Here is a 25,317-nt window from a genome sequence, read left to right as displayed (position 1 = left end):
CATGGCCGAGCTGGTACGGGAGGTCATGACGCCGGGCGTGGTCGCGGTGCGCCCCGACGCCTCGCTCGTGGAGGCGGCGCAGCTGATGCGGGCGCAGGACATCGGCGATGTGGTGGTGGCCGACGGCCAGGAGGTCGTCGGGATGCTCACCGACCGTGACATCACCGTGCGGGCGGTCGCCGAGGGAGCCGATCCGCTTTCCACGAGCGCCGGCTCCGTGTGCAGTGCGCATCCGGTGGTGGTCGCCCCGGACGACCCGGTGGTGGCCGCCGCGGCGCTGATGCGGGCGCATGCGGTGCGCCGGCTGCCCGTCGTCGAGGACGGGATGCCGGTCGGCATGGTGAGCCTGGGCGATCTGGCCGAGGTGGAGGACCCCGATTCGGTGCTGGCCGGCATCAGCCGCGCCGAGCCGGACAGCAGGCCGGGCAACTACGGCCGGGGCGGCCTATGAGCCGCGACCAGGCCACCCGGATCAGCACCTCCGGCCCCACCGTGGACGTCGGCGAGGCCACCACCCGCTATCTGCTGTACGGCCTGCTGCCCAGCTGGTTCGTGCCGGGGCTCGCCGACTGGGTCATGCACCGCCGCACCCGCATCGAGGACACCGCCGGCATCAAGGAGTCGGTGATCCACGCGTTGATGATGGCCGAGATCGGCATCCCGATCGCGGCCACCCTGCGCTACCGGGTCAACCCGGCGCTGCTCGCAGTCCAGTTGGGCGGCGCCGCGGTGCACGAGGCGACGGCGCTGTGGGACGTACGGACGGCCGTGCACAGCGGGCGCGAGGTCAAGCCGGTCGAGCAGCACATCCACAGCTTCCTGGAGTCGCTGCCGTTCGGTGCGCTGGCCTCCCTGATGTGCCTGCACTCCGACCAGGTGAGGTCCCTGCTGCGCGGCGGGCGGGGTGATCCGGACGCCTGGCGGCTGGTGCCGCGCCGGCCGCAGCTGTCCCGCGGCTACCTCGCGGGCATCACGGCCGCCATCGGCGCCTGTGTGCTGTTGCCGTACGCGGAGGAGCTCCTGCGCTGCGGGCGCGCCGCGAAGACAAGCAAGAAGGAGGTCGAGACATCATGCGCATCGCATTCCTGACCGCCCCCGAGGGCGTCGAGCAGATCGAGCTCACCGACCCGTGGAAGGCCGCCGTGGACGCGGGACACGAACCCGTGCTGGTGTCGACCGAGCCAGGAAAGATCCAGGCGTTCGACCACCTCGACAAGGCGGACACCTTCCCCGTGCAGGAGGTCGTGGGCGAGACGTCCGCCGACTCCTTCGACGGGCTGGTGCTGCCGGGCGGGGTCGCCAACCCGGACTTCCTGCGGACCGACGAGAAGGCGGTCGGCTTCGTGCGGGCCTTCTTCGACCAGGGCCGGCCGGTCGCGGCGATCTGCCACGCCCCGTGGACCCTGATCGAGGCGGACGTGGTCCGCGGCCGGGTGCTGACCTCCTGGCCGAGTCTGCGCACCGATGTCCAGAACGCGGGCGGCAGGTGGGTCGACGAGCAGGTCAAGGTGTGCGACCACGGCCCGAACAAGCTGGTCACCAGCCGTAAGCCGGACGACCTGAAGGCGTTCTGCGAGACCTTCCTGGACGTCTTTGCGAGGGAGGCGGGCCGATGACGGACCGCAAGCAGCAGCAGCGCGACAGCTTCCGGGCGGACGACCCGAGCGCCGGACCGCTCACCACCGACCAGGGCGTGGAGGTCGACCACACGGACGACTCGCTCGCCGCCGGGGAGCGCGGCCCGACCCTGATGGAGGACTTCCACTTCCGGGAGAAGCTCACCCGCTTCGACCACGAACGGATCCCCGAGCGGGTGGTGCACGCGCGGGGCGCGGGCGCGTACGGGTACTTCGAACCGTACGAGTCCTGCGCGGAGTTCACCCGCGCGGCCTTCCTCCAGGACCCGGCCGTGCGCACACCCGTCTTCGTGCGGTTCTCGACCGTGCAGGGCCCGAAGGGCTCCGCGGACACCGTGCGGGACGTGCGCGGCTTCGCCACCAAGTTCTATACGTCCGAGGGCAACTACGACCTGGTCGGCAACAACTTCCCGGTCTTCTTCATCCAGGACGGCATCAAGTTCCCCGACTTCGTGCACGCGGTGAAGCCGGAGCCGCACAACGACATCCCCACGGGCGCGTCCGCGCACGACACCCTGTGGGACTTCGTGTCCCTCCAGCCGGAGACGCTGCACGCGATCATGTGGCTGATGTCGGACCGGGCGATCCCGCGCAGCTACCGCATGATGCAGGGGTTCGGTGTGCACACCTTCCGGTTCGTGAACGCGGAGGGGCGCGGCACGTTCGTGAAGTTCCACTGGACGCCGAAGCTCGGCGCGCACTCGCTGGTGTGGGACGAGGCGCAGGAGTGCCAGGGCCGCAACCCGGACTTCAACCGGGGTGACCTGTGGGACGCGATCGAGGCGGGCGAGTACCCGGAGTGGGAACTGGGCGTCCAACTGGTGCCGGAGGACGACGAGTTCGCCTTCGACTTCGATCTGCTCGACGCCACGAAGCTGATCCCCGAGGAGCAGGTGCCGGTGCGGCCGATCGGCCGGATGGTGCTGGACCGCAATCCGGAGAATTTCTTCGCCGAGACCGAGCAGGTGGCCTTCCACACGGCCAACGTGGTCCCCGGTATCGACTTCACCAACGATCCGCTGCTCCAGGCGCGCAACTTCTCCTATCTGGACACCCAGTTGATCCGGCTCGGCGGTCCCAACTTCGCGCAGCTGCCGGTGAACCGGCCGGTGGCCCCCGTGCGGACGAACCAGCGGGACGGGTACGGGCAGAGCAGGATCCACAGCGGGACGAACTACTCCCCGAACTCCCTCGGCGGCGGCTGCCCGGCGCACGCGGGCGTCGACGGTCACGCGTACACGCACTACGCGGAGCGCGTCGACGGCGCCAAGATCCGTCGCCGCAGCCCGAGTTTCCAGGACCACTACAGTCAGCCCGCCCTGTTCTGGCACAGCATGACGCCCTGGGAGCGGCAGCACATCGTGGACGCCTTCCGCTTCGAGCTCGGCAAGGTCGACGCGATGAGCGTGCGGGCCCGTACGGTCGAGCAACTGGCGCATGTCGACGGCGAGTTGGCGGCGGCGGTGGCCCAGGGCGTCGGAGTGCCGGAGCCGGCCCCCGCGGAGGCGGGCCCGCACAAGGCGCACTCCCCCGCGCTGAGCCTGGAGTCGCTGCGCGGCGACGGCTCGATCCGCACCCGGCAGATCGCGGTCCTGGTGGCCGACGGCGTGGACGGCGAGCAGGTGACGTCCGTGAAGGAGGCGCTGACCGCGGAGGGGGCGATCGTCGAGGCGCTGGCCCCGCGGGGCGGCAAGGTCACCGGTGCCGACGGAGAGAGCTACGAGGTCGACCGCGCGCTGCCGACCGTCGCCTCCGTGCTCTACGACGCGGTGCTGCTGCCCGGCGGTCCGGTGGGCACCCCGCCGACGGTCTCCGACCAGGACGCGATGCGCTTCGTGCGGGACGCCTACCGGCACGGCAAGCCGGTGGGCGCGCTCGGCTCGGGCGTCGGGGTGGTGACGGCCCTGGAGCCGGAGGGCGTACGGCTGTCGACCGAGTTCCACCAGGTGGTCGCCGACCACGGTGTCGTCACGGACACCTCCCCCGGCCCGGCGAGCGAGGAGTTCCTGCGGGCCTTCGTCACCGCCGTCGCCGTCCACCGCCACTGGGACCGGCCACCGGCCCGCCACTAGAAGCTGTGCGGGCTCGTGGCCGTGGGCACGTCAGACGCGGGGCTTCTCCGGGGCCCCGTGTCCCCGCTCCCGGGCGCCAGCCCGGGTGCGTCCCGCGGCGACCGGGCGCTGGGGATTGCGGCGCAGGTACTCGCCCTCCAGCTCGGCCATCCGTCCGTTGTGGGCGCGCAGCGCGTCGCTGGAGCCGTACAGCAGGGTGTCGTGGCGCGTGCGGTGGATGGTCTCCAGCTCTTTCATGAGCTGCTGGTCGTCCAGGCGGCTGGGGTCGACTCCGGTCATGGCGGTGTCCCACTCTTCGTGTTCGTTCATGGGGTTCGGGTACCCGCCCGTTAAGCACTACTGAGCACTACTGAGCACTGCTTCCGAGCGGAATCCGGGAGAGAACCATGGATCTCGCCTATCTGCACCCACTCTACGAACATCCGGGCCCCTGGGCCTCCGTATACGTCGACACGTCCCGGCACGCGGAGGACACCGCCCACGCGCTGCATCTGACGGCCGCCGCGATGGCGCGCGAGCTGGCCGGGCAGGGCGCGGACGACGCCACCTGCCGGGCGGTGGAGAGCGCGATCGAGGATCTGCGCCACTCTCCCGACCGGTACGGCAGGGCCCTCTTCGCCCGGGCGGGCGCAGTGGTCCTGGACCCCGTACTGGCCCACACCCCACCGGGCGGCAGCCGGGCCCTCTGGGCGCCGCTGCCACGTACGACACCGCTGCTCGACCTGGCCGGGGAGAACCCGGTGTGTGTCGTCGCCTACGTCAACCGCAGGGGTGCCGACTTCGAGCTGCGCGGCGCGCTGGAGCGGCGGCCGGCCGGCGCCGTGGCGGGCCGGCAGTGGCCGGTGCACCGCACGAGCAGCGCCGACTGGTCGGAGCGGCACTTCCAGCTGAAGGTGGAGAACACCTGGGAGCACAACGCCGCGGAGATCGCCGACGCGCTCACCGTCTGCCAGGAGGAGACCGGCGCCGACCTGCTGGTCCTGGTCGGCGATCCGCGCGAGCGGCGTGACGTGCACCAGCGGCTGCCGCGGCGGATCAAGGACCTCGTGGCGCAGACGGAGCACGGCAGCGGCAGCCGGCTCCTGGACGACGACGTCGAGCAGGTCAGGGCCGATCATGTGCGGCGGCGCGCCGACGCGGAGCTGGAGCGCTTCCTCGGCGCCCGCACCCCGGACGAGGAGGGCCGCGTCCGGGCCGTGGAGAGCCTTCCCGAGCTGGTGGAGGCGGCCCGTGAGCACCGGATGGCGGAGCTCCTGGTCCGCCCGGACGGTCCCGATCTGCACCGCGACGTCTGGGTCGGCGAGGACGCCGACCAGCTGGCGGTGCGCCGTACGGAGCTGAAGATCCTCGGCGAGCAGAACTCGTGGGCGGCCCGCGCGGACGACGCCCTGATCCGGGCGGCGGCCACGACCGACGCCACGGCGCGCACACTCACCGAGCCGGGCGACGGGGTGCTGCCCGGCGGCCTGGGCGCGCTGCTGCGCTGGAAGTGACGGCGCCGGGCCGACGGGTCAGCGCACCCGCTCCACCCGCCGCTCGTCCCACACCGGCTCCGGTGTCTCGCGGACCCGGCCGTCGCTGCCGAAGACCAGGTAGCGGTCGAAGGAGCGGGCGAACCAGCGGTCGTGGGTGACCGCGAGAACCGTGCCGTCGAAGGCCTCCAGGCCCTCCTGGAGGGCCTCGGCGGACTCCAGGTCGAGGTTGTCCGTGGGCTCGTCGAGGAGCAGGGCCGTGACGCCCTGGAGCTCCAGCAGGAGGATCTGGAAGCGGGCCTGCTGGCCGCCTGAGAGGCGGTCGAACGTCTGCTCGGCCTGCTGGGTGAGCTCGTAGCGGCGCAGCCTCGACATCGCCGCGCCCCGGTCCTGGGAGTGCTCGGCCCACAGGATGTCGAGGAGCGCGCGGCCCATCAGCTCGGGGTGCGCGTGCGTCTGGGCGAAGTGCCCGGGCACGACCCGCGCCCCGAGTTTCCACGCGCCCGTGTGGGCCACGGTCTCGCCGGCCAGCAGCCGCAGGAAGTGCGACTTGCCGGAACCGTTGGAGCCGAGGACGGCGACCCGCTCGCCGTAGAAGACCTCCAGGTCGAAGGGTTTCATCAGCCCGGTCAGTTCGAGTCCCGCGCAGGTGACGGCCCGTACGCCGGTACGGCCGCCCTTGATCCGCATCTTGATGTCCTGCTCGCGCGGCGGCTCGGGCGGCGGCCCGGCCTCCTCGAACTTGCGCAGCCTGGTCTGGGCGGCCTGGTAGCGGGAGGACAACTCATGGCTGATGGAGGCCGCCTGACGGAGGTTCAGCACCAGCTTCTTCAGCTGGGCGTGCTTCTCGTCCCAGCGGCGGCGCAACTCCTCGAAGCGGGCGAAGCGTTCACGCCGGGCCTCGTGGTACGTGGCGAACCCGCCGCCGTGCACCCAGGCGTCGGCGCCCGCGGGTGACGGCTCGACCGACACGATCTTCTCGGCCGCGCGGGAGAGCAGCTCCCGGTCGTGGGAGACGAACAGGACCGTCTTGCGGGTCTCCTTCAGCCGCTCCTCCAGCCAGCGCTTGCCGGGCACGTCGAGGTAGTTGTCCGGCTCGTCGAGCAGGAGCACCTCGTCGGTGCCGCGGAGGAGCGCCTCCAGGACCAGCCGCTTCTGCTCGCCGCCGGAGAGGGTGCGCACCTCCCGGAACTGCGCCTTGTCGTAGGGCACCCCGAGCGCGGCCGTGGTGCACATGTCCCACAGTGTCTCGGCCTCGTACCCGTGCGCCTCGGCCCAGTCGGAGAGGGCCTGCGCGTACTGCATCTGCGCGGCCTCGTCGTCGACGGTCATGATCGCGTGCTCGGCCCGGTCGACGGCCTTCGCGACTTCCTGGATCCGTGGCGAGGACACCGACACGAGCAGGTCCCGTACGGTCGTCTCGTCGCGTACGGAGCCCACGAACTGGCGCATCACACCGAGGCCGCCGGTGACGGTGACGGTCCCGCCGTGCGGCTTCAGCTCGCCGGAGATCAGGCGGAGCAGGGTGGTCTTGCCGGCGCCGTTGGGTCCGACGAGGGCCATGGCGGCCCCTTCGCCCACCCGGAAGGACACGTCGCCGAGCAACGCCCTCCCGTCAGGGAGGTAGTACTCGAGGTGCGCGGCTTCCAGATGTCCCATGAGGCCGCATTGTGCGGGTCGGGGCGCGCGCCGGGCAAACCGTTATCGGACCTCGCCGCAGATCGCCGGCCGGCTACTCGACCTCGTCGAGGGGCCTGCCCGCGGGTCCGCCCTCGTCGGCCGGGCCGGTGCCGCCCACGACGGCGCCCGCCCAGGTCAGGGCCTTCCAGCCGTCGGAGGGGGAGCCCTCCAGGATGACCACGCCGGTGTTGTCGAGAGGGCGGGCGGCGGCGAAGGCGACGTCCACGTTGTCGGCGCGGGCCGAGGTCCACATGCGGATCGCGGCGCCGTGGCTGACCAGGGCGACGGTCGCGGCCCCGCTGCCGGCGGCCTCGGCGATCACCGCGTCGTACCGGGCGAGGGCCTCGGCGCCGCTCTCGCCGCCCGGCATGCGCCGTGCGATGTCTCCGGCCGACCAGGCGAAGATCGTCTCCATGTAGGTGTGCCCGGCCTGCGAGTGGCCGTCCAGCATCTCCAGGTCCCCGGCGGCGATCTCCCGGATGCCGTCTCGGACTAGGACGTCGAGGCCGCGGGCGGCGGCCAGCGGGGCCGCGGTGAGCTGGGTGCGGACGAGGGTGGAGGCGTAGAGGGCCTCGATGTCCTCGTCGGCGAGCGCCGCGGGCAGGGCCGCCGCCTGTCGTTCACCGAGGGAGGTCAGTCCCGGCCCGGGTACCGCCGTGTCGAGCAGGAAGTCGACGTTGGACGGGGTCTGGCCGTGGCGGACGAGGAGCAGTCGCATGCGGTGAGCCTCCGGTGTGGTGACCGCCCCGGACAAGAAACGGCCACTTCAGGGTACCCGCCACGGCATGACGCCTGACGTGGACCTCACCGCCCCGAAGCCCGGTCGGCACGCCGTGCGCGACGCCCTGCTGGCCCTCGACTGCCGCCTCTTCGAGTTCGCCGCCGAGCGGAACTGGCCGCTGGCCGAACCGGTGCTGCCGCGGCTGAGCCGGAGCGCGAACCACGGTGTGCTGTGGTTCGCGACGGCCGCCGCGATGGCGGCGAGCCGCACCCCGCGGGCCCGTCGGGCCGCCGCCCGCGGTCTCGCCTCGCTGGCCCTGGCCTCGCTGACGGTCAACACCCTGGGCAAGCGGTCGGTACGGCGTCCGCGGCCGGTCCTCGACCCGGTGCCGCTGGTGCGGCAGCTGAAGCGGCAGCCCATCACCACGTCGTTCCCGTCCGGGCACTCCGCCTCGGCCGCCGCGTTCGCGACGGGCGTCGCCCTGGAGTCGCCGGCCTGGGGCGCGGCGGTGGGGCCGATCGCCTGGTCGGTGGCGCTGTCCCGGGTCTACACCGGTGCCCACTTCCCGAGCGATGTGCTGGCCGGCGCCCTGCTGGGGGCGGGCGCCGCGTTCGCCGTACGGGGCATGGTGCCGACCCGCGCCCAGATCGGCACACCGCCCCGGCCACGCGCCGAGGTGCCGGCGCTGCCCGAGGGCGAGGGCCTGGTGGTCGTGGCGAACAGCGCCGCGGGCACCTCTGACCGAGTGCGCGCCCTGCAGAACGCGCTGCCGCGGGCCGAGCTGGTCGAATGCCGACCGCAGGACATCCGGGGCGAGTTGGAGAAGGCGGCCGCCCACGCGCGCGTGCTCGGCGTGTGCGGCGGCGACGGCACGGTGAACGCCGCCGCCGAGGTCGCCCTGCGCCATGATCTGCCCCTGGCGGTACTGCCCGGCGGCACCCTGAACCATTTCGCCCATGACCTGGGCGTGGAGGACGTCAGGGCGGTGATCCGGGCCGTTACGCAGGGCGAGGCGGTACGGGTGGACGTGGGCCGATTCGACTGCGGCGGGACAAGGGGCATCTTTCTCAACACGTGCAGTCTGGGCGTGTATCCGGAGCTGGTGCGAGTGCGGGACCGCTGGTCGCGCCGGATCGGCGGCTGGCCGGCCGGGGTGCTCGCGGCGCTGCGGGTGCTGCGCACCGACGGGCATCCGCTGGAGGTCGAGTTCCGCGGCCGGGCCCGCCCGCTGTGGCTGCTGTTCGTCGGCAACGGCACCTATCACCGGGTGGGCCTGGCCCCGGGCCGCCGGCTCGACCTCGCGGACGGCCGGCTCGACGTCCGGGTCGTGCACGGCGGCCGACGTCCCGCCACCCGGCTGCTGGCCGCCGCCCTCGCCGGACCGCTGACCCGGTCCCCCGCCCACGCGGCCGTCCAGGTGGGCCGACTGCGCCTGGCGGGCATGGCCCCGGGCACCCTCCTCGCCTACGACGGCGAGGTCACCGAGGTGGCGGGCGAGGTGACGCTGGAGAAGCTCCCCGAGGCGCTCACGGTGTACCGCCCCCTGGCCGGGGCCTGATCATCCGTCAGTCCACATAGTAAAACGCGGGTCTCATCATCCGACATGCGCGCGTACGGTGACGCATACCGAGGAAGCCTCGGAAGCAGGCCGGAACAGGGGAGTTCAGCCATGTCGAAACCGCAGGAGACCGCCGTCTACACGCACGGGCACCACGAGTCGGTGCTGCGCTCGCACACCTGGCGCACCGCCGCCAACTCCGCGGCGTATCTGCTCGGTTCGCTGAAGCCCCACATGAAGGTCCTGGACATCGGCTGCGGCCCGGGCACGATCACCGCCGACCTGGCGGAGCTGGTCCCCGACGGCCATGTCACCGGCGCCGACCACGCTGCCGGGATCCTGGACCAGGCCCGCGCCACGGCCGCCGGACGCGGTCTGACCAACGTGGACTTCGCGGTCGCCGACGTACACGCACTGGACTGGCCGGACGACACGTTCTGCGTGGTCCACGCCCACCAGGTGCTGCAACACGTCGGCGACCCGGTGCAGGCGCTGCGCGAGATGAAGCGGGTGACCAGGCCGGGCGGGTTCATCGCGGTCCGCGACTCGGACTACGCGGCCATGACCTGGTACCCGGCGTCCCCGGGCATGGACGACTGGCAGGACCTGTACCAGCGGGTGGCCCGCGCCAACGGCGGTGAGCCGGACGCCGGGCGCCGACTGAAGTCATGGGCGCTGCGGGCCGGTCTGACGGACATCACGGCGACCTCGGGCACCTGGACCTACGCGACCGCCGAGGAGCGGGCGTGGTGGAGCGGCCTGTGGGCGGACCGCACCGTGGCGTCCGCGTACGCGGACCGGGCCGTCGCGGGCGGCCACGCGACGCCGGAACAGCTGCGGGCGATCGCGGACGCCTGGCGGGAGTGGGGCCGGCAGGAGGACGGCTGGTTCAGTGTGCTGCACGGGGAAATTCTGTGCAGAAAGGGCGCCTGAATCTCCAATTCCGGGAAACCCGGAATTCAGGAGGTTCACATTATGGTTGCCATCCTTCTGGTACTGCTTCTGGTACTGATTCTGTTCGGTGCCGGATTCGCGGTGAAGATTCTCTGGTGGATTGCGCTCGCGGTGCTGGTTCTCTGGCTGCTGGGATTCCTGATGCGGGGCACAACCGCAGGCGGAGGCCGGGGCCGCTGGTACAGGTGGTGAGTCAGTCCCGGGGCAGCAACGGTCCCAGCGGCCCGAGGTCCAGATTCAGGTCCTCGGGCCGCAGTCCGTAGCGCTCACGCAGCTCGGTCATGCGCTCGTCCAGCAGCATCAGGGTGAGCCCGATGCGTTCCTCCTGCTCCTCGGTCAGTCCGCCGTCGTCGAAGCGGCGCAGCGCCTGGCGCTCCATGAGCTGGCGCAGCAGCTCGACGACGGTCAGTACGAGTTTGACGAGGTCGCGTTCGACGGTGTCCGGTTCGAGGTCGAGCCGGTTGCGGGCACGGGTCACGTCGACTCACTCTCCCCACGGTGCGGGAACGTTCTCGTTCACCGAGCTGATCAGGGCGTTGAGGTCGATGCGGACGAGGTCGACGTCCGCGATGCGCAGGGTGATGTCGCCCGTGATGACGACCCCGCCGGCCAGCAGCCGGTCGAGGAGGTCCACCAGGGCGACCTCTCGGCGTTCGACGACGGTCAAGGTTTCTCCCCCGCAAAGGAATAGGCGGCCCATGGGCCGGTGAGTTCCACGCGGAAATCAGTTGTCTCGTCCTTCGTCCGGTCGACGAGTTCCACGAATTCCTCGGACCTGGACCGCGGCACCAGATAGGCGGCATTCAGTACGTTGCGACCCGCGGCGCCGGAGAGGGTCGCGTTCTGCGGGGGATGCAGCCGGGAATCCTCGGCGACGGCGGACAGGGTTTCGTGCAGCCGGTTGGCGAATTCCTCGGCCCGCTGCCACTGCTCCTCGTGCGCGCGCACCCCGGCCCGGCGCTGCCGCAGATAGTCCCGGCCCGTCGCCGCCTTGGGGGCCGGTGCCGCGGGCTCCGCGGCGGGGGTGTCGGCGTACAGCTTGACCCCCCATTCCACGCGCCCCTCCAGCCGGTCGAGGGTGCGCCGGAAGTCGGCTTCCCTGGCCTGGAGCATGGTGCGGACGCCGCTGTCGTCGCGGAAGACGGTGGCGAGCCGGAGCGGCAGCGGGGTGGTGACGACGGTGAGGGCGTCGATCACGCCCTGGTGGGCCCGGGCCGTCGCCGTCAGCCAGTCCAGGTCCTCCAGACGGGAGCGGAGCGGCTCCTCCGCGAAGTCCCGCTCCGGCACATGGCTGACGACGGCGACGAGGCCGTGGTGGGCGAGCAGTCTGGGCGGATCACCGGCCACGCCCGTCAACTGGGCCTGCAACGGCGTACCGAAGGGGCGGCAGACGGCGTACACATACCGCAGTCCGGTCATCAGGCCTCCTTCTCCTGAGCCCGCCCGGGCTCGAGTTGCGCGATCCGCTCGCGCAACTCGGCGTTCTCCCGGGCGAGTTCCTTGCGACGGGCGCCGGAGGACAACGCGGGGTCGTCCTCCCACCAGTCGATGCCCATCTCCTTCGCCTTGTCGACGGAGGCGACGATGAGCCGCAGCTTGATGGTCAGGAGTTCGATGTCGAGCAGGTTGATCCGAATGTCGCCGGCGATGACGATGCCCTTGTCGAGCACCCGCTCCAGGATGTCGGCGAGGTTCGCGCCGCCGTCACGGCCATAGGGCTCGGGCAGTCGGCCGGCGGTCGTCATCGACGGCTCCCGCCCTCGGCGTACTCGTACTCCTCGTCCTCCGCGGGTTCGGCCTCGTCCTCGGCCTCGTCCTCGTAGCCGTCCTCCGGCTCTTCCTCCGCCTCCTCCTCTTCCTCCTCGTACTCGTCCTCGGGCTCCTCCTCCCTGCCGTCCTCCTCGGCGTCGGGGCCCTCCTCCTCAGCTTCCTCTTCCTCGTCCTCGTACGCCTCCTCGGGCTCCTGGCCCTCCTCCTCGGCCACCGCGTCCTCGTGGCTGCGGACGACCTCTCCGTCGCGGATCTCGCCGCGCCAGCCGTCCTCGGCCTCGCCCTTGAGGGTGACGAAGCGGACGTAGTTCTTGAGGTCGAGGCGGGCCCGGCGGCCCTGGGCGCGCCAGATGTTGCCGGTCTTCTCGAACAGGCCCGTCGGGTAGTACTCGATGACCAGCAGCACACGGGTCAGGCTCTCGGCGAGCTCGTGGAAGGAGACGACGCCCTTCGTGGTGCCCTTGGCGCCCTCCGACGTCCAGGCGATGCGGTCGTCGGGGATCTGCTCGGTGGTGTGCGCCTTCCAGCTGCGGTTGGACCAGAAGACCTTCAGCTGCCAGTCGGAGGTCGTGTCGTCGGCGCGGTTCGCGCTCTTCACGCCCTTGGCGAAGGTGGAGAAGTCCTGGAACTGCGTCCACTGGTCGTAGGCCGTGCGCAGGGGGACGCCGACGTCGACGTGCTCCATGATCACGGTGGGCTTCTTGCCCGAGCCGCCCTTGCGGCCGCCCTTGCCGCCCCCCAGGCTCTTGAGTGCGCCCATGACGTTCTCCTTGGCGCGGGAGGCGCCCACCTCCAGGGCGGAGCGCAGCGGGCCCTTGCCCTCGGCGAGCTTGCGACCGCCGTCCAGGGCGAGCTTGGTGAAGCCGGGGCTGTTGCCCTCGGCGATGTCGTTCAGTTTCACGGTGGTCTCGCCCAGCTTGCGCCCGGCGCCGATCAGCAGGCGCTGGGCCTGGGCGGCGAGGTATTCCTGCACCTCGGACTTGAGCCGGTCGACGGCCTCACTCTGGGCGACCCCGCCGAGCGGGCTCGCCTTGGTGGCGCCGCGCGCGGCGGAGCCCGCGGATCCGACGGTGTCGGTCATCGGTCACCGCCTCCCTTCGACACGCGCGAGCGGGCACCGCGGGCGGCACCGCCCGCGCCGGCGGTCTTCTTGGCCGCCGTCTTCCTCGCGGATGTCTTCTTCGCCGCGGTCTTCTTCGCCGCGGTCTTCTTGGCGGGAGCCTTCTGGGCGCTCTTCTTCGCAGGCGCCGTCTTGGCCGCGGTCTTCTTCGCGGCGGTCTTCTTGGCCGGCGCCTTCTTCCGGGGCGGTCCGGACTCCGCACGCTCGGCCTCGGGCTCGTCGTCGTTCCCGTCGTCGCCCCTGGCCTCGTCGTCGCCGTTCTCGTCGTCCCTGGCCTCGTCGTTCTCCCTGTCCTCGTCGTCGTACTCGTCGGACTCCTCGTCGCTGTCGAAGCCGAGGTCCGAGGTGTCCGGCACGACGCCCGCTATCTGGTCGCGCACCTCGGCGGTGCGGCCGTGCAGACGGCCCGCGAGGGCGTCGATCTGGCGCTCGACCATGGCACCGGAGGCAGCCTTGCCGACGCCGCGCAGGTCCTGCCGCAGCTGGTCGCCGATCTCCTTGAACTGCGGGTTGTTCCGCAGCTGCCCGGAGACCAGGTCGGCGATTGCCCGCGGGCTCAGCTGCATGCGTTTGCCCGCGACCAGCGTGCCGACGGCGACGGCCATCTTCAGCTTCTTGGTACGCCCGAGGACGTACCCGGCCCCTATCGCGAGGCCCAGTCCCACTCGGTTCATCAACTCGTCCAGTCGTCGGTTCCCGCGCCTGGGTTCAGGCCCGTCTCCAGCCGGTCGAGGAGCTCGTCCTCCTGCCGGTCGAACTCCTCCTCGTCGATCTCGCCCGCCTCCAACCGCTCTTCCAGCCGGGCGAGTTCGGCCCGGACGGTGGCCGGGTCGTAGTAGATGCGCTCCGCCTCGCTCAGCACCTGTCTGACGACCCAGGCGCTGCCGCGCACGGGCGCGAACGGCAGCAGGAGCACTTCTCCGATGAGGCCCACGTCCTCACCTCACTCCCCGGAACTCTCGGCGCCGGCCGTACTGCCGGCGGGCTCGGCGGGGCCGGGCTCGACGAAGCTGTACGGCGGCAGCGGACCGTTGACGCGCAGTTCGAGGTGGGGATGGCTCTTGCGGACCTGGTCGACCGAGGCGAGGAACGTCTCGGCCGCGTCGCGCTCCACCAGGAACGACACATTGGCGATCCAGCCGCTGGAGTCGGGCCCGGCGCTGACCGCCGCGGCGCTCGTCTCCAAGCCCTGCTGCACCTCGGCGGCGTCCTCGGCCTCGCGGGCCTTGACGGCGGCGACCACCATCTCGCCGAGCCGCAGCTTCTCCTCGTAACTGCCGCCGCCCGCCTGCCGGTTGGCCTCGGTCAGGGACCGCAGCTCGGGATTCTCGGCCATCACGCGGTGCAGCACGGCCTCCTCGTCATGGGTGGCCTTGACGTTGTACTCGACCTTGCCGTCCAGGGCCTGCAGGCGTTCCCGGTAGTGCTCGGCCCGCTCGGCGAGCACGCTGGTGACGGTCTCGTCGTCAGGTGCCACGCTGCCGAACCGCATGGGCAGCACACAGCCGCCCGCGCCGGCCTCGGCGAGCACGTTCTGGTGGGCCAGCAGGTCCTTGCGCTTGGGCCGCAGGCCCTCGGGCGCGTCGCTGACGACGGCCGCCAGGCCGCCCTCCTTCAGGATGCGCACGGGCAGCTGCGGGTCGCCGACGCCACCCATGTCCTCGGGCAGCGAGGACCGGGAGCCGTCGATGATGCCGTACACATACGTACTCACTCCTGCTCCTCCTTCCTGCGGGAGGCCGTCGACTTACGGGCGCGCGGCCGCTGCTGCGGCTCGCTCTCGCCCTCCTCGCGCGCCTGCTTGAACGCGTCGGAGATGGTCTGTGCGGCGCCGGACAGTGCGCCCTTGGACTTGCCGCGGGCACCGGACTCGGTGATCTCGCCGACGAGGTCGGGAAGGCCGGGGTTCTTGCGCGGCCCGGCTTCGAGGTCGAGGCGGTTGCACGCCTCGGCGAAGCGCAGGTAGGTGTCCACGCTGGCCACCACGACCCGGACGTCGATCTTGAGGATCTCGATACCGACCAGGGAGACCCGCACGAACGCGTCGATGACGAGACCCCTGTCGAGGACTAGTTCCAGAACGTCGTAGAGGCCACTGGAGCCACCTCCGCCGCCGCTCTGCTGTGCCGGGACAACGGTCATGCCGACCGCGCCTCCTTCTCTGCCGTTTCGGATGGAGGACCGGGACGGCGGCCTACCTGCCGCCCGGCCTGTGTGCGTCGGAACGCCCGCGTTCGTAGCGGCGGACGCGCCGGTAGCCGGTGAGCTGCCCGTCCGGGTCGAGGTCGACCTGGTAGCTCGCCATCAGGCTCATCGTGTCGGGCACGCGGGCGAGTTCGAGGACCTCGATCTCCAGCGACCAGCCGTCCTCCGTCTGCTCGAAGGACGACACCGTCTCGGCGGCCATGCCGGTCAGCTCCGCGAGCTGGGTGCGCGCCTCGCGCAGCACCTGCATGGGGCTCGGCCGGTCATCCGCCGTGTCGCTTTCCGCCCGCTTGGGGTTTTGTTGTGAATTCTGGGTGTCTGATGTGTTTTTTGTGTTCGACATGGCCACCTCCCGCTCCGGGTGGCCTCATGACTGCGGACCAAACCTTTGAGGTGCTCCGAGATCGTCGCGGGCGTCCGTCAGCCACGCATCGCGTTGAGCCTGCGCCGGGCCGGTCCGAGGGCGCGGCCCCTGCCCATCACTCCGGCCCAGGGATTGGTGCGGGCCTGGTCCACGGCGTCCTCGATGGTCCAGCGGCGCGCGTCGAGGCCCGGGGCGTCCAGCTGGCTCCAGGACAGCGGGGTGGCCACGGGGGCGCCGGGCCTGGCGCGGACCGTGTAGGGGGCGACCGCGGTCTGTGCGTAGGCGTTGCGCTGGATGTCGAGGTAGAGACGGTCGCCGCGGTCCTTCTTGCGGGCGGCGGTGGTGAACCGGTCGGGGTGCCCGGCGACCAGGAGGTCGGCGACGTCCCTCGCGAACGCGCGCACCTCGTCGAAGTCGTCGTGGCCGTTGATCGGGACGACGACGTGCAGTCCGCGCGAGCCGGTGGTCATCAGCGCGGACGGCAGCCTCAGCTCGTCGAGCAGTTCCCCGAGCAGCTCCGCCGCCGAGCGCACCGGGGCGAAGTCGTCGCCCTCGTCGGAGGGGTCGAGGTCGAAGACCAGCCGGTCGGGCCGCTCCAGGCGTCCGACCCGGGACAGCCAGCGGTGCAGGGTGAGACAGGCCTGGTCGGCGAGGTGGAGGAGGGTGGCGGAGTCGTCGCACACGGTGTGGCAGACGGTGCCGCCCTCCTTGGGCACCTCGACCCGGGTGATCCAGTCCGGATAGCTCTCCGGGGTGTTCTTCTGCATGAACCGGGGGCCGTCGACACCGTCCGGGTGCCGTTCCAGCATCAGGGGGCGGCCGCGCAGGTGCGGCAGCATGAAGGGGGCGACGGCCCGGTAGTAGTCGGCGAGATCGCCCTTGGTGTACTCCTTCGTCTCCCCGCTCCCCGGGAAGAGCACCTTGTCGGGCCGGTGCACCTCGACCGTGCGGCGTCCGGCCCGCACCCTGCGCACATCGTCCGTCACCGCACGATCGCCTCCTCCACCAGCAGCTTTCCGGCCGCCGCGATACCGGCGGCGTCGATACCGACGAGATGGAGCTGCTCCTCGGGGGAGGCCGAGCCGGGCATGGTCCGCACACCGAGACGTACGAGCCGCGGCACGGGCCGCCCGTCCACGAACGCGTCCAGGACGGCGTCACCGAGGCCGCCCTCCTCGTGGTGGTCCTCGACCGTCATCAGACAGCCGGTCTCCTCGGCGGCCCGGCGCAATGTGAGCCGGTCGACGGGCTTGACGGAGTACAGGTCGACCACCCGGATCCGGATGCCGTCCTCGGCCAGGGTGTCGGCGGCGGCCAGCGCCTCGTGCACGGTCACGCCCGCGGCGACGACCGTGAGCCGGTCCTGGTCCGAGGAGCGCAGCACCTTGCTGCCGCCGACCGGGAACTCCTCGTCGGGGCCGTAGATCACCGGGCTCTTGCCGCGCGAGGTGCGCAGATAGCGGATGCCGTCGAGGCCGGCCATGGCCGCGACGAGGTGCGCGGTCTGGTGCGCGTCGCACGGGTACAGCACGGTCGAGCCGTGCACGGCCCGCATCATCGCCAGGTCCTCCAACCCCATCTGCGAGGGCCCGTCCTGCCCGATGGCGACGCCCGCGTGCGAGCCGACGAGGTTGACGCCGGCGCCGCTGATGGACGCCATGCGGACGAAATCGTGAGCCCGGGTGAGGAAGGCGGCGAAGGTGGCGGCGTACGGCACGAAGCCCCGCGCGGCCAGTCCCACCGCTGCGGCGACCATCTGCTGCTCGGCGATGTAGCACTCGAAGTAGCGGTCGGGGTGTTCCTTGGCGAAGAGCTCGGCGCGCGTGGAGTCACCGACCTCGCCGTCCAGCGCCACGACGTCGCCACGGGCGGTGCCGAGGGCGGCGAGGGCGTGCCCGTAGGCGTCCCGCGTGGCGATCTCGTCCCCGAGGTCCCAGGTGGGCAGGTCGAGGTGTCCGGCGCGTACGGCGTGCAGCATGCGGGCGGCGGGCGGCTCGTGCACGCGGATCCGCAGGTCGCGGGGGCCGCCGAGTTCGGCGATCGCCTCGTCGGCGTCGGGCAGCGGCTTGCCGTGCAGGCCCTCGCGGTCCTGGACGGCCTCGACGCCCTTGCCCTTGAGGGTGCGGGCGAGGATCGCGGTGGGCTGTCCGGTGGTGGACAGGGCCTCGCCGTACGCCCGGTCGACGGCGTCCACGTCGTGCCCGTCCACCTCCACGGTGTGCCAGCCGAAGGCCTGGAAGCGGCGGGCGTAGGCGTCCAGGTCGTGGCCGTGCCGGGTGGGGCCGCGCTGGCCGAGCCGGTTGACGTCGACGATCGCGGTGAGGTTGTCGAGGTGCTCGTGAGCCGCGTGCTCGGCGGCCTCCCACACCGAGCCCTCGGCGAGCTCGCTGTCGCCGCACAGCACCCACACCCGGTATCCGGAGCGCTCCAGCCGCTGGCCGGCCAGCGCGATGCCGACGCCGACCGGCAGCCCCTGCCCCAGCGACCCGGTGGCGGTCTCCACCCACGGCAGCCGCCGCGGGGTCGGGTGCCCTTCCAGCCGGCTGCCCGACTCCCGGAAGGTGAGCAGTTCGTCGTCGTCGATGGCGCCGACGGCCTTGTAGGCGGCGTACAGCAGCGGCGAGGCGTGTCCCTTGGAGAGGACGAAGCGGTCGTTGCCGGGGTGGGCGGGGCGGTCGAAGTCGTAGCGGAGGTGATGGGCGAGGAGTACGGCCATCAGATCGGCGGCGGACATCGACGACGTCGGATGCCCCGACCCCGCGGCATCGGCCGCCCGCACACTGTCGACACGCAACTGCTGGCCCAGCTCAGTGAGTTCGGCGGACTTCACGAGTCTCCTTCCGCAGGGGTCTCGGAACGACGATCAGGCATGTCGGCACGCTTCACAGGCCCGGGGGCTTCGGTGTGCCGGCCACCGGATGAACCCTTGACCGACCCCCCACCCGACTGCTCCTTGGCGGGTCCACCACCCAACTGATTCTTGGCGGCTTCACCCCCGGACTGATCCCTCGCCGACTCACCACCGGGATGCCTCATGGCCTTCTCGCCACCGGGCTGGCTCTCGGCCGGCTCGCCACCAGGCTGTTTCCGAGCGGGTTCGCCGCCGTGGTGGCTCTTCGTCGGCTCGCCGTCTGGCTGCTTCCCGGCGGGCTCACCGCCTGGCCGGGGCTTCGTCGGGGCCTCTGGTGTCGGGTGGGTGTGCGGCCTGGGCTTTGTCGGCTTCGCTGCTGTGTGCACTGTCTCGCTCCTCTTCTCCGGTCCCCCTGCCACCCGCGCCAGCTCCGGCGACGCCGACTCCAGCGGTACGCGGGTGACGTGTCCCGCGAGCGGCCCGGGCAGGGGCACACCCAGCGGATCGGCCGCGGCCTTCGCGCCACCCAGGTCGACGACGAAGCCCAGGTCGCGATGGCGGTAGGCGCGGTACCCGGCGAAACCGGCGCCGACGATCACGATGCGGGGTCGACTCACAGCGCGCCTCCGGGGCTGTCGCGTACCTCGGGAGCCTTCCGCGTCCCCCTGGCCGGGGTGACCAAACGTCGGCCGGTTTCCGTCGTCGCCGCCGGGTACCCGGAGCGTGCCGTCGTACAGCTCTCGTTGGAGGCCCCCCATGCCCGAGTACGGCTATTTCCTGTCCTGCGAGGAGTTCGGCCCCGCGGAGCTCGTCGAGCAGGCACGCATGGCGGAACAGGCCGGATTCCGCGCCCTGTGGATCTCCGACCACTACCACCCGTGGAACGACGCGCAGGGCCAGAGCCCGTTCGTCTGGTCGGTGCTCGGAGCGCTCTCGGAGGCGGTGTCGCTGCCGGTGGAGACGGCCGTGACCTGCCCGACCGTACGCACGCATCCCGCGGTGATCGCCCAGGCCGCGGCGACCACGGCGGTCATGACCGAGGGCCGTTTCCGGCTCGGCGTGGGCAGCGGCGAGGCCCTCAACGAGCACATCCTGGGCCATGTCTGGCCGCCGGCGAGCGTACGGCTGGAGATGCTGGAGGAGTCGATCCAGATCATGCGCCGGCTGTTCACCGGCGAGGAGGTCAGCCACCACGGCACCCACTACACGGTGGAGAACGCCCGTCTCTACACGGTCCCCGACCAGCCCGTGCCCATCGACATCTCGGGCTTCGGCCCGGCGGCGACCGCGCTGGCGGCCCGGGTGGGCGACGGCTACATCACGATGATGCCGCAGGAGTCGATGGTGGAGCAGTTCCGCAAGGGCGGCGGGGGCGCGAAGCTCGTGAGCGGCGGTACGAAGGTCTGCTACGGCACGGACCGCGACGAGGCGGTACGCACCGTGCACCGGCTGTGGGCCAACCAGTTCCTGCCCGGCGAGCTGGCCCAGGTGCTGCCCTCGCCGAGCCACTTCGAGCAGGCGCAGACCCTGGTCACCGAGGACATGGTGCGCGACAAGGCGGTGTGCGGCGACGACGTCGACGAGCACGTGGCGGCCCTGTCGGCCTTCGCCGAAGCGGGCTTCGACCGGGTCTACGTCAACCAGATCGGCCCCGACCAGCGCGGCTTCTTCGACTTCTACCGTACGAAGGTGCTGCCGCAGCTCGCGCGGGACTGACCATGAGGCTGCATCGTCCGGCGGTGTCGGTCTACACGGTGCCGACCGACGCGCCCGAGGCCGACGCCACGCTGACCTGGGACTCCACCACGATCGTGGTCACGGAGGTGACGGCGGGCGACGCGACCGGCACGGGCTGGACGTACGGTCCGCCGGCGGTCGGCGACTTCCTGCGCGAGCACCTCGCCCCGCTGGTCGAGGGCCGTGACGCGCTGCACATCCCGGCGACCCACGAGGCGATGTGCCGCTCGGTCCGCAACGCGGGCCGCCCGGGCATCGCCGCGTGCGCGATCTCGGCCCTCGACATCGCCCTGTGGGACCTCAAGGCCCGCCTCCAGGAACTCCCGCTCGCCCAACTCCTGGGCACCTTCCGCGAACGGGTCCCGGTGTACGGCAGCGGCGGCTTCACGACGTACGACGACAGGCACATGGCGGCCCAGCTGGGCGGCTGGGTGCATGGGCAGCAGATTCCGCGCGTGAAGATCAAGATCGGTGAGAGCCGGGGCCGTTCGGTCCCCAGGGACCTCGCCCGCGTCCGCGCGGCCCGCCAGGTCATCGGCCCGCACGCCGAGTTGTACGTCGACGCGAACGGCGCGTACACCCGTAAGCAGGCGATCCGCGTGGGCGGAGCGCTCGCCGAGTCGGGGGTGGACTGGTTCGAGGAGCCGGTGTCCTCGGACGATCTGACGGGCCTCAGACTGGTCCGGGACGCGCTCACGTGCGATGTGACGGCGGGCGAGTACGGATACGACCTGCCCTACTTCGCCCGCATGATCTCCGCGGGCGCGGTGGACTGCCTCCAGATCGACGCGACCCGCTGCGGCGGCCTCACGGAGTTCCTCCGGGCGGCGTCCCTCGCCCAGGCCCATGGTCTGGAGGTCTCCACCCACTGCGCCCCGCACGCCCACGCGGCGGCTGCCGCGTCCCTGCCCAACCTGCGCCACATGGAGTGGTTCCACGACCACGTCCGCATCGAGGACATGCTCTTCGACGGCGCCCTGGACCCGACGGGCGGCACGATCCGCCCCACGACGAGCGTCGGCCACGGCCTGACGCTACGGGGCGAGGACGCGCGGGAGTTCAGGGTGGCGTGAGCGTGAGGGCGGGGAGTCCAGCGTGAGCGTGAGGGGCGGGGAGTTCAGGGTGGCGTCACGGCGTGGGCACTAACCCCGGCGCCGCATCGACCGCGCGGCCAGCACCCCCGCGCCGACCACGAGCACGGCTCCCGCCCGTCCCCGGTTGCGGGAGAGCCATTCCTGTGAACTCCCCGACCGCGACTCGTCGTCGAACCGCCCGTGAGCTCCGAAGTCCCGCCCGTGGGGGCCGTCGGCCGGGCTCCACAGATTGCCGGTGCCGCCTTCTGCCGAGCCGTCCTGCTGTGCCTCGAAGGCGACGCGTGCCAGGTAGCGGTCCAGCGGGCCCGGGGCCACCGCGTTGGCCAGCAGCGTCGCCACCGTCGATCCTCCGACCCAGTACTCCCGCCGCCGCCCGTGGGACGCGGCGTGCACGATCGCCCGTGCCGCCACCTCCGGCTGGTACACCGGCGCGACGGGCCGTGCCCGTCCCGGCATCCGGCTCAACACCCATTCGAACTGGGGGGTGTTGACGGCGGGGAGCTGCACCATCGTCGTACGGACGCCACTGCCGGAGTGCAGCAACTCGCAGCGCAGCGACTCGTTGAAACCCTGGATGGCGTGCTTCGCGCCGCAGTACGCGGACTGCAACGGGATCCCGCGGTAGGCGAGCGCCGAGCCGACCTGGACCACGGTCCCCCGGTCGCGCGGCAACATGTGCCGCAGCGCCGCCCTGGTGCCGAACACACAGCCCAGATACGTCACTTCGGTGACCCGCCGGAACTCGTCCGCGGTGATCTCGGTGAACGGGGCGAAAACCCCGGCGAAGGCGTTGTTGACCCAGACGTCGATGCCGCCGAAGGTGTCGGCGACCTTCTGCGCCGCGTCGTCGACGGCCTTGGCGTCGGACATGTCGACGGGGACGACGAGCGCCTCACCGCCGGCCCGCTGCACCTCGTCCGCCGCCGCGGCGAGACCTTCACGGCCCCGGGCCAGCAGGGCGACCCGGTCGCCCCGGGCGGCGAAGGCCAGGGCCGTGGCCCGCCCCACGCCGCCGCTGGCGCCGGTCACCACCACGACCCTGCCGGGCCGGGAGAGGGCGCTCCAGGGCCGTACCACCCCGCATCACGCCCGGTGGTGCGGCTGCTCGGGGTCGATGTCGTCGGGCCGCGGTGCCGCGCCGGGGTCCCCGGCCGCCGACGTACCCGCACCGGGTGCGCCGGTCGCCCCGCCGGCGCCACCGGGCGCGACGGGCGGCATCGGCGGATACGGCATGCCGAGCCCGCTCGGCGGCGCGCCGGGGGCCGTACCGCCCACGACCCGGTCACGGCCCGCTGCGAGTTCGGCCTCGCGCTCCGAGGTGGGCCGGGCCCCCGACGGCCGGGCCATGCCGCGCAGCACGAACGCGACGACACCGAGGACGGCCGCGGTGATCAGCGCGGCGGCCCAGTCGGGCAGGCCGAGGGCGAGGGCCAGGCCCAGCGTGAGGGCGAGGGCCGCGCCCGCGTAGAGGGCGACGGCGCCGGACGCGGCGTACAGCATGGCCGTGCGGCGCTGTTTGCGAGTCTGTTCGCGCAGTTCGTCGCGCACGGTCTCGCGCGCCACCTGCGCCAGCTCGTCGACGAGATGCTTGTCCAGGTGCTCAAGATGATCCAAGCGGTCCATGGCCGCCGGGTACCCGCACGCCCGTACGCATAACGCGCCTGCACCGACGTCGGCTCCCCGCGGCCGGGGCGAGGAGATCGCGTGAAACGATCTCCTCGCCCCGGCCGCCCCAACTAGGCTCGTCCGCATGGACATTCTGGGAGCCACGCTGCGTGTCTGCGTCGACGACCTGGAGACCGCGGTCCCCTTCTACGAACGCCTGGCGGGCGGCACCGCCCTGCGCTTCGAGCGCGGCGGCGTCCAGGTCGCCGCCGTCGGCTGCTTCCTCCTGATGAGCGGCCCCGCGGCGGAACTGGAGATCCTCCGCAAGGTCGCGGCCACCATCGCCGTCAAGGACGTCGACGAAGCCCATCAGGTACTGACCGAGCTGGGCGCGCGGGTGATCGCGGGGCCGGTGGGGACGCCGGCGGGCCGCAATCTGATCGCGGTGCATCCGGACGGGGCGGTGTACGAGTACGTGGACCGGCGGGTGTAGGGCCCGTTCGGGTCACCGCATGCGGAAGTCGTAGCGTGCTGGGAGCGGCTCGTCGCTGATGCGTTCCCACAGGCGCCCCACCGTCTCCGCGCCCTCCCGCAGGTCGGCGACCTCGAACCCCTCGTCGTAGACGGCACGCGCCTCGTCCCGTCGTCCCTCCGCGAGCAGCAGCCCGGCCTCGATCAGCCGGAACCGCCCGCGGGCCCGGGTCGCGGGGTGCAGTCGCTCCCACACCGCCCGCGCCTCACCCGTGCGCCGCACCGCGAGCAGCGCCTCGATCGCCTCGCGCCCCAGCGCGGCCGTGGCGGCGGTCCACCGCTCCCCCGCGTCCCGCCGCTCCCGGCACAGGTCGTCGAAGGCCTCGGCACAGCGGTCGGCGGCCCGCTCGTGGTCGCCGATCTCCCGGTCGGCGACCGCGAGACAGCGCAGCAACGGCCACACGGACGGGGCGAGTGCGAGGGCCCGCTCCCAGCTGCGCACCGCCTGCGCCCGGTCCCCGGCGTGCCACTGGGCGATGCCGAGGTGGTACTCGGTGTGCGGGGTGGCGGGCGCGGTCTCCAGCATGTCCCGCCAGTGCGGGGCGACCAGCGTCTCGCCGGGCGGCCGCACCCGCCGCGGCTCCGGCAGGGCGCCGACCCGCAGCAGCCGCAGCCACGGCTCCTGTTCCTCACCGAGGGTGGCTTCGTCGAAGGGGGTGCCGGGCAACTTCCAGTCGGCGCGTGCCACTTCGACCGCGCCCCAGCCGGAGCCGGTGGCGAGGATCTCGCCGGGTTCGGTGTCGGCGCACGGCTTCCAGCGGGCGTACGCGGTCTCGACGTCGGCACGCGGCAGCACGGCCTCCAGCCGGGCCTCCACCTCGTCGGCCACGGGCGGGGAACTCAACGGCCCGTACGCCTCCAGCCAGGCCACCTCGCCCTCTCCCTCCAACCGCACATGCTCCAACTGCGTACGGGCGAGCCCGGCTTGGATCTCGCAGTAGCCGCCGGTGCCGGGCTCGGTCAGCCACTCCTGCCAGCGCCGCCCGCCCCGCCCCGCGCCCCAGATGAACAGCTTGCGCCCGCGCAGCACGTCGGTGGACGTCTGCACCAGCCCGTTCCCGTCGTCGTCGAGGGCGGCGATCCAGCGGCGGCGCGCCTCGGGGACTTCATAGAAGTAGTCGGCGGCGTAAGGGTGTTGTCGTACCTCCTCGTACGACGGGACGGGCACCCGGCGCAGCAGCCGCTCGTACCCGAACTGCCAGGCCTCCTCCGCGGGGGCGAGCACCCGGCGTTCCTCCGGCACCGCGATGTTGGACCACCAGTACGTCGGCACCGGCCGCTCGTGCGGATTGCGGACGCGGACCCCGACGTACAGGAAGTCGGAGTCCTCCGGCAGCCAGAGGTCGACCTGGAAGGGCAGGTCGCGCAGCCGTTCCCACTCCCACAGCCGCAGCATCTCGCCGCCGTCGGGGGCGGTGACGCGGGCGGCGTGCAGGGGTGCGCAGGCGAGGGTGGTGTGGCCGGTGGCACCGATGTTCCACTCGATGCCACCGGAGAACCAGGCGCCGTTGAGGGCGAAGTCGGCGGGCTGGAACACCGGGTTGCGGTACAGGAGTTCACGGCCGGTCGGCTTGTGGAGGAGGGAGGCGATCCGGCCGCCGAGGCCGGGTAGCACGGTGGCCCGCAGCCGGTCGTTCTCGATGACGAGGGTGTCGATCGCGCGCGGCCCGCGCAGCCGCTCGTAGCCGTCCCGGACGTGCACGGGCAGCAGGCTGCGCAGGGGCTCGTAGCCGATCTGCCGAGCCATCTCCCGGGGCAGTCCGTCCCGGTCCTCGATCCGATGGAGTTCGTCGAGGGGCCGGAGCGGGGGCAGGGGGTTGTCGGGCCCCAATTCCGCGGCGGGCAGCGTCAGTACGTCACGTCGGATCGTCGTCACGATCACCATGGAAGCCGCTCGCCCGGGAGCTGAACAGGGGCGCTACGGGTCAGGATTGGGCAAAGCGCCG

General features: G+C 72.1%; 29 protein-coding genes. 11 read left to right on the top strand and 18 right to left on the bottom strand.

The features are described 5' to 3' along the window. Position 1 precedes the first annotated feature (1 nt). The 4 genes from ACIHIX_RS08680 to ACIHIX_RS08665 are packed head-to-tail and all read left to right on the top strand — an operon-like array spanning position 2 to position 3,709. Positions 2 to 451: a CBS domain-containing protein gene (locus ACIHIX_RS08680; RefSeq protein WP_399951750.1), complete on the top strand. Its 450-nt coding sequence runs from the start codon at positions 2 to 4 to the stop codon at positions 449 to 451. Next, the gene (locus ACIHIX_RS08675) at positions 448 to 1,089 is read left to right on the top strand and encodes a diguanylate cyclase (protein ID WP_399951748.1); all 642 of its coding nucleotides are present in this window, start codon (positions 448 to 450) and stop codon (positions 1,087 to 1,089) included. Before ACIHIX_RS08680 ends, ACIHIX_RS08675 begins: the two co-directional genes overlap by 4 nt. Beyond that, the gene (locus tag ACIHIX_RS08670) at positions 1,071 to 1,616 is read left to right on the top strand and encodes a type 1 glutamine amidotransferase domain-containing protein (RefSeq protein ID WP_399951745.1); all 546 of its coding nucleotides are present in this window, start codon (positions 1,071 to 1,073) and stop codon (positions 1,614 to 1,616) included. The genes ACIHIX_RS08675 and ACIHIX_RS08670 overlap by 19 nt, the downstream gene beginning before the upstream one ends. After that, positions 1,613 to 3,709, top strand: coding sequence for a catalase (locus ACIHIX_RS08665; RefSeq protein ID WP_399951742.1), 2,097 nt, complete (start codon positions 1,613 to 1,615; stop codon positions 3,707 to 3,709). The genes ACIHIX_RS08670 and ACIHIX_RS08665 overlap by 4 nt, the downstream gene beginning before the upstream one ends. Positions 3,710 to 3,739: 30 nt before the next feature. On the opposite strand, the gene ACIHIX_RS08660 is transcribed toward ACIHIX_RS08665, so the two are convergent. Further along, complete coding sequence (locus ACIHIX_RS08660) at positions 3,740 to 4,018, bottom strand: DUF6158 family protein (RefSeq protein WP_399951739.1); 279 nt, start codon at positions 4,016 to 4,018, stop codon at positions 3,740 to 3,742. 77 nt (positions 4,019 to 4,095) lie between these two features. Here ACIHIX_RS08660 and ACIHIX_RS08655 point away from each other — a divergent pair, with 77 nt between their 5' ends. Further along, positions 4,096 to 5,202: a Vms1/Ankzf1 family peptidyl-tRNA hydrolase gene (locus tag ACIHIX_RS08655; RefSeq protein WP_399951736.1), complete on the top strand. Its 1,107-nt coding sequence runs from the start codon at positions 4,096 to 4,098 to the stop codon at positions 5,200 to 5,202. An 18-nt stretch (positions 5,203 to 5,220) separates the two neighbouring features. On the opposite strand, the gene ACIHIX_RS08650 is transcribed toward ACIHIX_RS08655, so the two are convergent. Together ACIHIX_RS08650 and ACIHIX_RS08645 are read right to left on the bottom strand one after the other, a co-directional pair. Continuing rightward, entirely contained in the window at positions 5,221 to 6,840 is a 1,620-nt protein-coding gene (locus ACIHIX_RS08650; protein ID WP_399951733.1) for an ABC-F family ATP-binding cassette domain-containing protein, read from the bottom strand. Between the two features lie 73 nt (positions 6,841 to 6,913). Beyond that, complete coding sequence (locus ACIHIX_RS08645) at positions 6,914 to 7,579, bottom strand: histidine phosphatase family protein (RefSeq protein ID WP_399951730.1); 666 nt, start codon at positions 7,577 to 7,579, stop codon at positions 6,914 to 6,916. A gap of 67 nt (positions 7,580 to 7,646) precedes the next feature. Between ACIHIX_RS08645 and ACIHIX_RS08640 the strand changes: the two genes are divergently transcribed. The 3 genes from ACIHIX_RS08640 to ACIHIX_RS08630 all read left to right on the top strand — a co-directional run bounded on the left by ACIHIX_RS08640 (position 7,647) and on the right by ACIHIX_RS08630 (position 10,286). Further along, entirely contained in the window at positions 7,647 to 9,140 is a 1,494-nt protein-coding gene (locus ACIHIX_RS08640; RefSeq protein ID WP_399951727.1) for a bifunctional phosphatase PAP2/diacylglycerol kinase family protein, read from the top strand. Between the two features lie 111 nt (positions 9,141 to 9,251). Next, positions 9,252 to 10,073: a class I SAM-dependent methyltransferase gene (locus ACIHIX_RS08635; RefSeq protein ID WP_399951724.1), complete on the top strand. Its 822-nt coding sequence runs from the start codon at positions 9,252 to 9,254 to the stop codon at positions 10,071 to 10,073. 42 nt (positions 10,074 to 10,115) lie between these two features. Further along, positions 10,116 to 10,286, top strand: coding sequence for a hydrophobic protein (locus ACIHIX_RS08630; RefSeq protein WP_329332836.1), 171 nt, complete (start codon positions 10,116 to 10,118; stop codon positions 10,284 to 10,286). 1 nt (position 10,287) lies between these two features. Here ACIHIX_RS08630 and ACIHIX_RS08625 read toward each other — a convergent pair whose 3' ends face one another. The 12 genes from ACIHIX_RS08625 to ACIHIX_RS08570 form a co-directional block, all read right to left on the bottom strand. After that, entirely contained in the window at positions 10,288 to 10,572 is a 285-nt protein-coding gene (locus ACIHIX_RS08625) for a gas vesicle protein K (protein ID WP_059195289.1), read from the bottom strand. A gap of 6 nt (positions 10,573 to 10,578) precedes the next feature. After that, positions 10,579 to 10,761 (bottom strand): gas vesicle protein, encoded by a 183-nt coding sequence (locus ACIHIX_RS08620; protein ID WP_399951720.1) that lies wholly within the window; start codon positions 10,759 to 10,761, stop codon positions 10,579 to 10,581. Next, positions 10,758 to 11,513 (bottom strand): GvpL/GvpF family gas vesicle protein, encoded by a 756-nt coding sequence (locus ACIHIX_RS08615; RefSeq protein WP_399951717.1) that lies wholly within the window; start codon positions 11,511 to 11,513, stop codon positions 10,758 to 10,760. Before ACIHIX_RS08615 ends, ACIHIX_RS08620 begins: the two co-directional genes overlap by 4 nt. Next, on the bottom strand, positions 11,513 to 11,839 hold the full coding sequence (locus ACIHIX_RS08610; protein WP_399951714.1) for a gas vesicle protein: 327 nt from the start codon (positions 11,837 to 11,839) through the stop codon (positions 11,513 to 11,515). Before ACIHIX_RS08610 ends, ACIHIX_RS08615 begins: the two co-directional genes overlap by 1 nt. Continuing rightward, entirely contained in the window at positions 11,836 to 12,945 is a 1,110-nt protein-coding gene (locus tag ACIHIX_RS08605) for an SRPBCC family protein (protein WP_399951711.1), read from the bottom strand. Before ACIHIX_RS08605 ends, ACIHIX_RS08610 begins: the two co-directional genes overlap by 4 nt. Further along, complete coding sequence (locus ACIHIX_RS08600) at positions 12,942 to 13,658, bottom strand: DNA primase (RefSeq protein ID WP_399951709.1); 717 nt, start codon at positions 13,656 to 13,658, stop codon at positions 12,942 to 12,944. Before ACIHIX_RS08600 ends, ACIHIX_RS08605 begins: the two co-directional genes overlap by 4 nt. Further along, a complete protein-coding gene (locus tag ACIHIX_RS08595; RefSeq protein ID WP_399951706.1) occupies positions 13,658 to 13,918 on the bottom strand; it encodes a gas vesicle protein GvpG in 261 nt (86 codons plus the stop codon). Before ACIHIX_RS08595 ends, ACIHIX_RS08600 begins: the two co-directional genes overlap by 1 nt. Before the next feature lie 9 nt (positions 13,919 to 13,927). Beyond that, positions 13,928 to 14,698, bottom strand: a complete 771-nt coding sequence (locus ACIHIX_RS08590) for a GvpL/GvpF family gas vesicle protein (RefSeq protein WP_399951703.1) — start codon at positions 14,696 to 14,698, stop codon at positions 13,928 to 13,930. Further along, on the bottom strand, positions 14,695 to 15,126 hold the full coding sequence (locus ACIHIX_RS08585; RefSeq protein ID WP_399951700.1) for a gas vesicle structural protein GvpA: 432 nt from the start codon (positions 15,124 to 15,126) through the stop codon (positions 14,695 to 14,697). The genes ACIHIX_RS08590 and ACIHIX_RS08585 overlap by 4 nt, the downstream gene beginning before the upstream one ends. A 52-nt stretch (positions 15,127 to 15,178) precedes the next feature. Continuing rightward, positions 15,179 to 15,532 (bottom strand): gas vesicle protein, encoded by a 354-nt coding sequence (locus ACIHIX_RS08580; protein ID WP_399951697.1) that lies wholly within the window; start codon positions 15,530 to 15,532, stop codon positions 15,179 to 15,181. Between the two features lie 77 nt (positions 15,533 to 15,609). After that, entirely contained in the window at positions 15,610 to 16,539 is a 930-nt protein-coding gene (gene ligD / locus ACIHIX_RS08575) for a non-homologous end-joining DNA ligase (RefSeq protein ID WP_399951695.1), read from the bottom strand. Further along, the gene (locus ACIHIX_RS08570; protein WP_399951693.1) at positions 16,536 to 18,383 is read right to left on the bottom strand and encodes a transketolase; all 1,848 of its coding nucleotides are present in this window, start codon (positions 18,381 to 18,383) and stop codon (positions 16,536 to 16,538) included. The genes ligD and ACIHIX_RS08570 overlap by 4 nt, the downstream gene beginning before the upstream one ends. 777 nt (positions 18,384 to 19,160) lie before the next feature. On the opposite strand from ACIHIX_RS08570, the gene ACIHIX_RS08565 reads away from it, so the two are divergent. Together ACIHIX_RS08565 and ACIHIX_RS08560 are read left to right on the top strand one after the other, a co-directional pair. After that, entirely contained in the window at positions 19,161 to 20,120 is a 960-nt protein-coding gene (locus tag ACIHIX_RS08565) for an LLM class F420-dependent oxidoreductase (RefSeq protein ID WP_399951690.1), read from the top strand. A 2-nt stretch (positions 20,121 to 20,122) separates the two neighbouring features. Beyond that, positions 20,123 to 21,214: an enolase C-terminal domain-like protein gene (locus ACIHIX_RS08560; protein ID WP_399951687.1), complete on the top strand. Its 1,092-nt coding sequence runs from the start codon at positions 20,123 to 20,125 to the stop codon at positions 21,212 to 21,214. Between the two features lie 69 nt (positions 21,215 to 21,283). Here ACIHIX_RS08560 and ACIHIX_RS08555 read toward each other — a convergent pair whose 3' ends face one another. After that, positions 21,284 to 22,312, bottom strand: coding sequence for an SDR family oxidoreductase (locus tag ACIHIX_RS08555; RefSeq protein WP_399951684.1), 1,029 nt, complete (start codon positions 22,310 to 22,312; stop codon positions 21,284 to 21,286). Positions 22,313 to 22,318: 6 nt separating this feature from the next. After that, the gene (locus ACIHIX_RS08550; protein WP_399951681.1) at positions 22,319 to 22,858 is read right to left on the bottom strand and encodes a phage holin family protein; all 540 of its coding nucleotides are present in this window, start codon (positions 22,856 to 22,858) and stop codon (positions 22,319 to 22,321) included. 127 nt (positions 22,859 to 22,985) lie between these two features. Here ACIHIX_RS08550 and ACIHIX_RS08545 point away from each other — a divergent pair, with 127 nt between their 5' ends. Then, positions 22,986 to 23,333: a VOC family protein gene (locus ACIHIX_RS08545; protein ID WP_399951679.1), complete on the top strand. Its 348-nt coding sequence runs from the start codon at positions 22,986 to 22,988 to the stop codon at positions 23,331 to 23,333. Between the two features lie 12 nt (positions 23,334 to 23,345). Here ACIHIX_RS08545 and ACIHIX_RS08540 read toward each other — a convergent pair whose 3' ends face one another. Continuing rightward, positions 23,346 to 25,256, bottom strand: coding sequence for a DUF5107 domain-containing protein (locus ACIHIX_RS08540; RefSeq protein WP_399951676.1), 1,911 nt, complete (start codon positions 25,254 to 25,256; stop codon positions 23,346 to 23,348). Positions 25,257 to 25,317: the final 61 nt, after the last annotated feature.

Source organism: Streptomyces sp. NPDC051913 (genome assembly GCF_044593635.1).
GTDB lineage: Bacteria > Actinomycetota > Actinomycetes > Streptomycetales > Streptomycetaceae > Streptomyces.
Note: the sequence above shows the minus strand (reverse complement) of the source record. Positions and strands in the feature narration are given on the sequence as shown.

Coding starts and splice junctions, on each gene's coding strand:
- ACIHIX_RS08665 (WP_399951742.1), top strand. CDS start 1,613: ATGACGGACCGCAAGCAGCAGCAGCGCGACAGCTTCCGGGCGGACGAC.
- ACIHIX_RS08615 (WP_399951717.1), bottom strand. CDS start 11,513: ATGACCGGACTGCGGTATGTGTACGCCGTCTGCCGCCCCTTCGGTACG.
- ACIHIX_RS08580 (WP_399951697.1), bottom strand. CDS start 15,532: ATGTCGAACACAAAAAACACATCAGACACCCAGAATTCACAACAAAAC.
- ACIHIX_RS08585 (WP_399951700.1), bottom strand. CDS start 15,126: ATGACCGTTGTCCCGGCACAGCAGAGCGGCGGCGGAGGTGGCTCCAGT.
- ACIHIX_RS08635 (WP_399951724.1), top strand. CDS start 9,252: ATGTCGAAACCGCAGGAGACCGCCGTCTACACGCACGGGCACCACGAG.
- ACIHIX_RS08655 (WP_399951736.1), top strand. CDS start 4,096: ATGGATCTCGCCTATCTGCACCCACTCTACGAACATCCGGGCCCCTGG.
- ACIHIX_RS08610 (WP_399951714.1), bottom strand. CDS start 11,839: ATGACGACCGCCGGCCGACTGCCCGAGCCCTATGGCCGTGACGGCGGC.
- ACIHIX_RS08660 (WP_399951739.1), bottom strand. CDS start 4,018: ATGAACGAACACGAAGAGTGGGACACCGCCATGACCGGAGTCGACCCC.
- ACIHIX_RS08550 (WP_399951681.1), bottom strand. CDS start 22,858: ATGGACCGCTTGGATCATCTTGAGCACCTGGACAAGCATCTCGTCGAC.
- ACIHIX_RS08675 (WP_399951748.1), top strand. CDS start 448: ATGAGCCGCGACCAGGCCACCCGGATCAGCACCTCCGGCCCCACCGTG.
- ACIHIX_RS08560 (WP_399951687.1), top strand. CDS start 20,123: ATGAGGCTGCATCGTCCGGCGGTGTCGGTCTACACGGTGCCGACCGAC.
- ACIHIX_RS08600 (WP_399951709.1), bottom strand. CDS start 13,658: ATGAACCGAGTGGGACTGGGCCTCGCGATAGGGGCCGGGTACGTCCTC.
- ACIHIX_RS08605 (WP_399951711.1), bottom strand. CDS start 12,945: ATGACCGACACCGTCGGATCCGCGGGCTCCGCCGCGCGCGGCGCCACC.
- ACIHIX_RS08680 (WP_399951750.1), top strand. CDS start 2: ATGGCCGAGCTGGTACGGGAGGTCATGACGCCGGGCGTGGTCGCGGTG.
- ACIHIX_RS08540 (WP_399951676.1), bottom strand. CDS start 25,256: ATGGTGATCGTGACGACGATCCGACGTGACGTACTGACGCTGCCCGCC.
- ACIHIX_RS08630 (WP_329332836.1), top strand. CDS start 10,116: ATGGTTGCCATCCTTCTGGTACTGCTTCTGGTACTGATTCTGTTCGGT.
- ACIHIX_RS08670 (WP_399951745.1), top strand. CDS start 1,071: ATGCGCATCGCATTCCTGACCGCCCCCGAGGGCGTCGAGCAGATCGAG.
- ACIHIX_RS08640 (WP_399951727.1), top strand. CDS start 7,647: ATGACGCCTGACGTGGACCTCACCGCCCCGAAGCCCGGTCGGCACGCC.
- ACIHIX_RS08565 (WP_399951690.1), top strand. CDS start 19,161: ATGCCCGAGTACGGCTATTTCCTGTCCTGCGAGGAGTTCGGCCCCGCG.
- ACIHIX_RS08645 (WP_399951730.1), bottom strand. CDS start 7,579: ATGCGACTGCTCCTCGTCCGCCACGGCCAGACCCCGTCCAACGTCGAC.
- ACIHIX_RS08545 (WP_399951679.1), top strand. CDS start 22,986: ATGGACATTCTGGGAGCCACGCTGCGTGTCTGCGTCGACGACCTGGAG.
- ACIHIX_RS08650 (WP_399951733.1), bottom strand. CDS start 6,840: ATGGGACATCTGGAAGCCGCGCACCTCGAGTACTACCTCCCTGACGGG.